The organism is Loktanella sp. DJP18 (assembly GCF_049310965.1).
GTDB lineage: Bacteria > Pseudomonadota > Alphaproteobacteria > Rhodobacterales > Rhodobacteraceae > Loktanella.
Genome location: NZ_JBMERN010000151.1, coordinates 1 through 7,609 on the forward strand (window position 1 = coordinate 1; position 7,609 = coordinate 7,609).

The 7,609-nt window shown below is 53.8% G+C and carries 8 protein-coding genes and 2 pseudogenes; 6 read left to right on the forward strand and 4 right to left on the reverse strand.

What is annotated here, in order from left to right; translation table 11 throughout:
- Positions 1 to 88 precede the first annotated feature (88 nt).
- A complete protein-coding gene (locus tag ACOI1H_RS22160; protein ID WP_422440240.1) occupies positions 89 to 817 on the reverse strand; it encodes a hypothetical protein in 729 nt (242 codons plus the stop codon).
- A 278-nt stretch (positions 818 to 1,095) separates the two neighbouring features.
- On the opposite strand from ACOI1H_RS22160, the gene ACOI1H_RS22165 reads away from it, so the two are divergent.
- From ACOI1H_RS22165 to ACOI1H_RS22185, 5 genes are all read left to right on the forward strand, one after another.
- On the forward strand, positions 1,096 to 1,671 hold the full coding sequence (locus ACOI1H_RS22165; RefSeq protein WP_422440241.1) for a hypothetical protein: 576 nt from the start codon (positions 1,096 to 1,098) through the stop codon (positions 1,669 to 1,671).
- A 167-nt stretch (positions 1,672 to 1,838) separates the two neighbouring features.
- Positions 1,839 to 3,065 carry an AI-2E family transporter gene (locus ACOI1H_RS22170; RefSeq protein WP_422440243.1) on the forward strand — a complete coding sequence of 409 codons (1,227 nt, stop codon included), beginning with the start codon at positions 1,839 to 1,841 and terminating at the stop codon, positions 3,063 to 3,065.
- A gap of 269 nt (positions 3,066 to 3,334) precedes the next feature.
- A complete protein-coding gene (locus ACOI1H_RS22175; RefSeq protein WP_422440245.1) occupies positions 3,335 to 3,676 on the forward strand; it encodes a hypothetical protein in 342 nt (113 codons plus the stop codon).
- A gap of 209 nt (positions 3,677 to 3,885) precedes the next feature.
- A complete protein-coding gene (locus ACOI1H_RS22180) occupies positions 3,886 to 4,695 on the forward strand; it encodes a hypothetical protein (protein ID WP_422440247.1) in 810 nt (269 codons plus the stop codon).
- A 384-nt stretch (positions 4,696 to 5,079) separates the two neighbouring features.
- Complete coding sequence (locus ACOI1H_RS22185) at positions 5,080 to 5,877, forward strand: hypothetical protein (protein WP_422440248.1); 798 nt, start codon at positions 5,080 to 5,082, stop codon at positions 5,875 to 5,877.
- 200 nt (positions 5,878 to 6,077) lie between these two features.
- Here the strand turns inward: ACOI1H_RS22185 and ACOI1H_RS22190 are convergent.
- A pseudogene (locus ACOI1H_RS22190) lies at positions 6,078 to 6,278 on the reverse strand (transposase domain-containing protein); the annotation flags it as partial.
- Positions 6,279 to 6,303: 25 nt separating this feature from the next.
- A pseudogene (locus tag ACOI1H_RS22195) lies at positions 6,304 to 6,450 on the reverse strand (IS256 family transposase); the annotation flags it as partial.
- A 26-nt stretch (positions 6,451 to 6,476) separates the two neighbouring features.
- Here ACOI1H_RS22195 and ACOI1H_RS22200 point away from each other — a divergent pair.
- The gene (locus ACOI1H_RS22200; RefSeq protein WP_422440250.1) at positions 6,477 to 6,602 is read left to right on the forward strand and encodes a hypothetical protein; all 126 of its coding nucleotides are present in this window, start codon (positions 6,477 to 6,479) and stop codon (positions 6,600 to 6,602) included.
- Here ACOI1H_RS22200 and ACOI1H_RS22205 read toward each other — a convergent pair.
- Positions 6,599 to 7,531, reverse strand: a complete 933-nt coding sequence (locus ACOI1H_RS22205) for a formate/nitrite transporter family protein (RefSeq protein ID WP_422440252.1) — start codon at positions 7,529 to 7,531, stop codon at positions 6,599 to 6,601. The two genes, ACOI1H_RS22200 and ACOI1H_RS22205, sit on opposite strands and share 4 nt — an antisense overlap.
- Positions 7,532 to 7,609: the final 78 nt, after the last annotated feature.

Here is a 7,609-nt window from a genome sequence, read left to right on the forward strand (position 1 = left end):
TGAAATCAGAGACGCCGCATGAAATCGGCGGACAACTCCTTTGACAAACACCGGCCGTCAGAGCCTGCCATCTGCGGTCCGGTCATAATCAGATTGCAAGAAGCAAAGCAGCGTATGCCAGCACTGCACCGACGAAAGGCCATAACCGGCTTTCGCGCTCGTCCGGGAGTTCTTCTTTCAGGACGTTGAGTACTACAGCTCCGGCCAGGAAAGCAAAGAGAAGGTCCACCCAGACTGCCGGCAGATCTGTCAGCCAGCCCAGCGTCCAGCCCAGTATAACGGCACCAGCGAGAATCCACCGCGCAGTCTTGTCATAGCGGGCCTTGTGATCCTGACGCAGCCCAAAGTCGTTGGTGACGAAGTGCAGCGCCATAGCCAATCCATAAATGAGGAGGGAGACGTAGCCAGATTCTTCGCGGTGAAGTAATAGGTAGCCGATAATCAAGTTATAAATCGCGAACGATCCGATATGCAGCCAGAAGGGCGCTTCATTGGCGTTAACCTTTTCTGACAGAGCGACGTCCTGTCGGGAAACCTTGATGACCCTTTCCAGTCCATAAAACACGACCAGGCCGGCTAGCGAGAGCGAATAGACCAGTGCATCTGCCGATTCTTCAGTTGTGTTCAGGTGCATTGCGAAAGTCGCGCTATGCGCCGCAAGCTCCGGAAGGACGTGCAAAAAAATATAGGTGACCGCAACGCCACCGGCTGCGGACAGCCAGCGGCTTCGCGGTGTGCGATCGAGAAACCTGAGCCATCCGATGCCGATGTGAACGAGCGCAAAGGCAGCGGCGAAGAGAAAACTTGTGACTGTCATGTCAGCATAATCCTGCATAGCGGATCATGTTCCTTGATTGCTAGATTGCGTGCTCAACAGCTCTACCATATCGCGGAATTTCAGCTTGAATTCTGACGGCATACTGCATCAGTATTCGTCCGATAAATGTATAATATAATTAAAGAAACTTGTCATAGCGATTTGAAAAAATCTGAACATTACAATCATTTATAGATTGGGAAAGGGAACATGTGACCGGGACCACCCGTTAGGTTGCATACGCAGTGAGATGCTGCCAACCAAACTGGAGGAATATCATGACTATGAAGTTCACAAAGATTACGAGCATCGCCGCACTTGTCGCAGCACTTGGTGCGGCACCTGTAATGGCACAAGATACTGGCATGTGGGACGTTAACAGCGACGGTGCTTTGGGTGCAGATGAGTTTGCGACAGGCTTTGCTGACCGCGGTATCTTTGACACCTGGGACCAGGATAAGGATGGCTTGCTGTCCGACACTGAATTCTCCGATGGCGTCTACGGCACATATGATGCCAACGTCAGCGGCGACCTCGATGAAACTGAGTATGGTGTGTACGATGACCGCCGCAGTGCTGCCGGGTACTGGGGGAATGATGAAGTCGCTACCGACTATCAGGCCTGGGACGTAGATGGTGACGGCGTCATTCTGTCGAATGAATTCGCTGATGGCTGGGGCGAAGTCGGCATGCTTGGCGAATGGGACGTCGATGCCGATGGTGCGTTGTCCGAGGACGAGTTTTCGAACGGTGTGTTCGGCGAGTACGATGAAGATGGCACCGGTATCATTGAAGAGCCCGAGCTGACCGACATCGGCGACGACATGGGCGACGAAGGTTTCTGGGACGTCTGATACGTCTGAAGATTCAGATCGGAATGGGCCGGCTCAAGCTGGCCCATTTATACATACACGTCCTTGTAAATCATCTTACTCCGTTACCTTGTTCAAAAGACGACCTCATTGAACCGTCATCGATCGGTCGCTTTCCGGACCTTATTTGACAACAGATGGGACGTGGTATGCAGAACCATCCATTCTCCGATCAGGTCAGACGCATCAGCCTTTGGCTGATTGTTATCATCACCGTCATCTTATCGGGATGGGCTCTGCGCGCGACGGGAGTATTCATGATCCCTGTTGTATGCTCGGTCTTCCTGGCGTTGCTGGTGGCACCGCTCGACCGGAGCATCGTGTCTCGTTTGCCCGATAGGTTCGGATGGCTTGGCCATATCGCAGCGATGGGCGCAATACTCTTATCGTTATTGATTTTCATTGGTCTTTTATGGGTTGCTGCCCAACAGGTGACGGCACGCTACCCGATGCCCACCATGGTCGATACGCTCCTTCCGCAGTTCGGCGGGCCAAATAAAACAGCTGCTGATGCCGCGGATCAGGTGGCAGGTCCGACGACGAACGCACCCAGTGGCGACGATCGGGCGATGGATCAGGGCGCGTCATCCGGCGGACCGGATCCACAGCCAGGCAAGACACAGGAACTCTGGCCACAGATCAAAGCGGCCTACGCGGGCGCTGGCGATTCTATTGGGGCACGGATCGCCGACTGGGCCTCCACCCTCGCCTCAGATATTTTGTTGGCGGCTGGTGCAACGTTGACGGCCATGGTTCTCATCTTTTTTCTGACCCTCATCATGTTGATCGAGGGCCCTGACTGGCGGGCGAAGATCCATAACATTCTCGGATCAGCGGATCAGAAAACGGCGATGAGGTCGGTCGACGTGATCGCTGACAGATTGCGGCGCTATCTCATCGCACGCACACTTCTTGGCATTTTCACAGCTGGCGTCTATGTGGCCTGGCTCTGGCTATTTGGCGTTGATCTGCTCGTCGTCTGGGCGTTGCTGGCATTCCTCTTCAACTTTGTACCCACCTTCGGGTCTCTCATCACCGGAGGTTTGGCCGTCGCTTATGTCTTCATGCAGAAAGACCCCGGCACCGCAGCACTGATTGGCGTAGGTATCTTTGCCATCGAGCAGATTGTAGGGAACTACGTCGATCCACGTGTGCAGGGCCGACAGGTCTCACTCTCCCCGGTGGTTGTACTGATCACCCTGTTGGTCTGGAGTTGGGTGTGGGGCGTAGCCGGTGCAATTCTGGCAGTGCCTATTACAATTGCTGCCATGATTATTTGTGCTTACGTGCCACCCATGCGATCATTCGCTCTTCTCCTCAGCAATGAGAAGGGTTTCGAAGGTCTGGATCAGCAGACCGGAGTATCAGGCGGCTGACAGTGCACAAGCCGGTTTAACCTCAGCTTCATTCTCTTGAAGTTCGTTTTGGGATAACCGCGCGTTTCGGTTGGTTGATGGATCAAAGGGGAAGATTCGACCCAAACATTACAAATTTCTTATCTGCAATAACCTTGACCTATAATATTTATCGCCCTTCCGATTCCGCAGTGTATTCGATCTCGCGGAATCGTAGGGAACACTTTCCTGCACAACCCGTTTCACAACCAGCGGCAAGACGTCGCAGGACAAACTGAAGGAGACACACGATGCGTATCGAATTCACGAAGATTGCTGGTATCGGAGCTTTTCTTGCGGCCATGACAGCAGCACCGGTCATGGCACAGGACATGGACATGGGTGCCTGGGATGGCGACAGTGACGGCGCTCTGAGCCAGGACGAGTTCAATGAAGGTTGGGGTGCCAACTACGGTGACGGCGAAAGTGCCTTCAGCACGTGGGACGAAGATGCCGACGGCGCACTGAACGAGGATGAATACAACAACGGCGTGTTCAATTCCTACGATGATGATGAAAGCGGTGTGATCGAAGAACCCGAGTTTGGCGATGTCGGCGACGACATGGGCGACGGTGGTTTCTGGGACGTCTGAAGACACCTTATGACGTGAGGCTGGCTCTGTCAGCCTCACGCTTTTAATCAACACGTACCGGTTACGACAGCCATCTCGAACGTTACACGCACGTTCTTAGGTTGAGAATTAAGAGACCCGGCTCAAGGACCGCCAGTTTCAGTAGATTATGGGGATTGCGAATCCGTGTGATCCGACGCGTGTTTCGCTAACTTTTAAGGAGAAACATCATGCTCAATAAATTGCTGCCCCGCAGCGTATCCACCGTCGCTTTGACTTTTGCCCTGTCAACGGGTCTTGCAGCCCAAGACATTGATGCATGGGATGCAGATGCTGACGGCGTGCTAAACGAAGCAGAATTTGGTGATGGCCTCGAGGAAGCCGGACTTTTTGATAAATGGGACTCTAATGACGATACTACATTGGACCATGACGAAGTTCTGGAAGGTATTTTCCATACTTGGGATAGCTCCAACGATGGCGAACTCTCGATCAGTGAATGGGACGATGCCGTCGACCTGTGGTTCGGCGAAGCAGATGTAAATCTCGCGGTAGAAAACTGGGACACGGATGGCAATGGTGTAATTTCTCCTTTTGAGTTTATGCGCGTGCGGCAGGAGACGACTTTACTTAGCCGGATCGGATTCGATACGTCACGTGACGTTCTGGCGCGGGAAGATCTCGAAGACGGTCTTTTCGGAATTATCGATGTTGATGGCAATGCTTCAATAGGTAAAGAAGACGATATATGGTTAACAGATCTATTTGAAATGATGAATTTGGGTTCAGATGTCGCCGTTGATAACGACCTAGGACCTGTCGGTATAGATGACACCTCCGAATCGGGTGACGATGATTCGGCAGATCTGATCCAGGATGGTGAAGCTTTTTCGCATCTGCCAATACCCTGCGGTACTGACGCAACTGGTTGTGGAAGGATTGCAGAACGTTTCTGTGCCGCGCTCGACTACGATCCTCCGCTGGACTTTCTTGAGGTGGATGGAAGCCTCTTTGTCATTCGATGTGCAGATAACTTCTGATAATTTATGGCAGACGTTCCGGCAGACGTTCAGGGCACCCCTATTAAAAGCCATGGCATAACTTAATACTCAAAAAAATCTGATCCACGATGGAACGAAAAGCGATTCAGCTTGTTAGCCTTCTGTCTGGTATTTCATGCTATTCACCAGACAAGTCGGGAGCAAAGGTAGTTCCATCAAGCATCTGCAACCTTTGCTCCCGACACTGCCGCTGTTATTTCCAATGAAGTAGTCATCGTTGATCGGATGAGAAATTATTTTGTGAATCAATATTACATTCTATTAATTATAAATTAAGATTTTTTTTGCTGCTTCCCAACTTAAAGTTTGGAACAAAAATTTATTTTCCCTGTTGGTTTACTGAAAAAAAAGAGAGGAAACGATATGAAACGTTCGAATTCAAATCTGCGTAGTACTGCAATCGCAGTGGTAATCAGTTTGCCCTTTACCGCGAGTGTCGCTTTTGCACAGGACACCCAGCCCAGTGCTGGACAAGCGGATACTTCAAATGCGCAGTCAGGTGAGGCGACGCAGCAGCAATCTGCATCGTCAATCACCCAGAACGGATCGGCCGGTCAGCCTGATGTTGTTGTCGCGACGGTCGGTGGATCGAACATCATGTCGTCTGATTTGTTGACAGTTATTGACATGCTGCCACCGCAGATGAAGTCTCAGCCGCCAGAAATGCTTGTGCCCATGGCCATGGAGCAACTGATCCTGCGTCAGCTGATACTGGCAGAAGCTCAGGCTCAGAATCTGGCTGAAGATGCTGAGGTCATTGCTTTGATTGAAGGGGCGACGCAAGCAGCGGAAGATGACGCCATTGTTCAGGTCTGGTTGGACCGCCAGATGGCGAATGTCGTGACCGATGAAGCTGTGCAGAATGCCTATGATGAAGCCAGCGGCCAGAACGAGCAGGAACTTCCGCCAATTGCAGAGGTCCGACCGCAAATTGAACAGTACTTGCGACAGCAGGCCATGCAGGATATCCGGATTGGCCTGCGCGAAGGTGCGGATGTTGTGTTCTTTGATGCGACCGGCAATCCGGTTGAGCAGCCACAGGATCAAGGTTCCAGCAGCTCAGGTAATACTTCAGCAACATCGTCGGATAGCAGTTCAGCGCCAGACGGTGAAGCGTCGGGCGATGCTGAAGAGGGCACCCCGGAGCAGTCGGGTAACTGATACTGTGAACTGATACGTCTGGTCAGGGGGCAGCAAGGTCTGCCCCCTTCTTTTTGGCGGGTGCTATGTAGGGGAATACTAAAGGCTGGATGCATCCTTGTGCGCCAGATTTGTCCTGCGGACTGGTGAGCTGCTTTACGACGGTAAGCATTCGCTGGAAGCCGCGGTCTAGCGACCTTGACCAGGGGCGTGGCCCCGTCCCATTCCCACGGCAGCAACTCTTTCAGGCGCGAGACCGGCATATCGGAGATGCGAGCGATGACGTCGGCGAGCCAGGCCTGCGGGTCGATGTCGTTCAGCTTCGCGGTGCCGATCAGGGAATACATGAAGGCGGCGCGCTGCCCGCCGCGCTCGGACCCCGCGAAGAGCCAGGACTTCCTTCCGAGGCCCACGCCGGAGATATGGGCAGAAGTTGGTGACGCTTGATCAGGCGGCGGCTTGAACGTGGCGACGCCCGTCGCGGAACTCAACCCCTTGGATGATCTCGGGCAGGCGATTTTGGCCGTCGAGTTTTCGCCATTTCTTCTGGGCGGACATCATCAGCTTGTGGGCCATGGCCAGTCCGGTCTTACTATTTCGTGTCTGACGAGGTGCCGACCGTGACAATGATCATTGGCGCGCTGATCGTCATCGCAGCCGGGGTGATGATCATCCTGCGCGAACGGCATCTGGGCCTGAAACGGGCCCGGCAACGCAAGATCACCGGGACCGTCGGACATAATTAGTCAGAGGTGGTGGACCGTTTGCCGCTGTCGCTGGCATCGTTGACCTCTTCACGCACCTGACCCCATGTTATCAGCGCAAAGACCACCGTGCCGCCAAAGATATTGCCCAGCAGCACCGGGATGAAAAAGCTGAAGACGCCACGGATAATTCCCAACTCTCCGGTCAGCATCAGGAACGCCATCTCGACCGACCCGGCGATGATATGGGTGAAACCGCCAGCGGCTATCAACCATGTCATCACGATGATCAGCAGGAAATTGTCCATCTCTCCTGCCGCCAGCATCCAGACCAGTGCCGCGATCAGCAGACCGGCGGGCACGGCCTTGCCAAAAGCGTTCCACGCATCATTCTCGGTCGCGTGGATCGAGATTTCGGTGATCTTGTCCAGCATCTCTGGCCCGAAGGTCGGCATGAAGGCGATGAAGGCGGCGGCAAGGAAACAGCCGATGATATTGCCGCCCAGCACGATGCCCCACAGTCGCGCGACACAGGTCAGGTTGAACCATGTGGGTCGGGCGAAAAGCGGTAGCACCGTGGTTAGGGTGTTTTCGGTGAACAGCTGCATCCGGCCCGTGATCACGATCAGAAAGCCGAAGGTATAGCCAAGGCTTTCAACCAGCGGCAGCCAGACGACATCGGGCAGGTGGGTGGCAAAGACTGCCTCTGCGATCACCGAAAAGCTGATGCAGACCCCCGCCGCGATACCTGACCAGAACAGCGAGTTTCCGGGGCGCCCCAGTTCTTCGTCGCCTTCGCGGCGCACCACCTGATAGACCAGCTTGGCCGACAGGTGCGACGCCTCGCGCACCGCTTCTTCTTCCTTGGGCTCGTTCTTTTCGCGTTCGGTCCGCTCGGCCTGGGCCTTCTGGCGACGGGATTCGTTGGCCTCGACGGTGCGCCCTACGTCGGGTTCGATCTGGTTGGTCATGGGCATCCTCGCTGCAATTAACAGAAACCGACATTACTTAAGTGGACTGCCGTTTAACCCGGATAATTCGTGATGAAG

What these genes read in the sequence shown, in the direction of transcription:
- ACOI1H_RS22160 (WP_422440240.1), bottom strand. Translation starts at nt 817, where the DNA reads ATGACAGTCACAAGTTTTCTCTTCGCCGCTGCCTTTGCGCTCGTTCAC.
- ACOI1H_RS22165 (WP_422440241.1), top strand. Translation starts at nt 1,096, where the DNA reads ATGACTATGAAGTTCACAAAGATTACGAGCATCGCCGCACTTGTCGCA.
- ACOI1H_RS22170 (WP_422440243.1), top strand. Translation starts at nt 1,839, where the DNA reads ATGCAGAACCATCCATTCTCCGATCAGGTCAGACGCATCAGCCTTTGG.
- ACOI1H_RS22175 (WP_422440245.1), top strand. Translation starts at nt 3,335, where the DNA reads ATGCGTATCGAATTCACGAAGATTGCTGGTATCGGAGCTTTTCTTGCG.
- ACOI1H_RS22180 (WP_422440247.1), top strand. Translation starts at nt 3,886, where the DNA reads ATGCTCAATAAATTGCTGCCCCGCAGCGTATCCACCGTCGCTTTGACT.
- ACOI1H_RS22185 (WP_422440248.1), top strand. Translation starts at nt 5,080, where the DNA reads ATGAAACGTTCGAATTCAAATCTGCGTAGTACTGCAATCGCAGTGGTA.
- ACOI1H_RS22205 (WP_422440252.1), bottom strand. Translation starts at nt 7,531, where the DNA reads ATGACCAACCAGATCGAACCCGACGTAGGGCGCACCGTCGAGGCCAAC.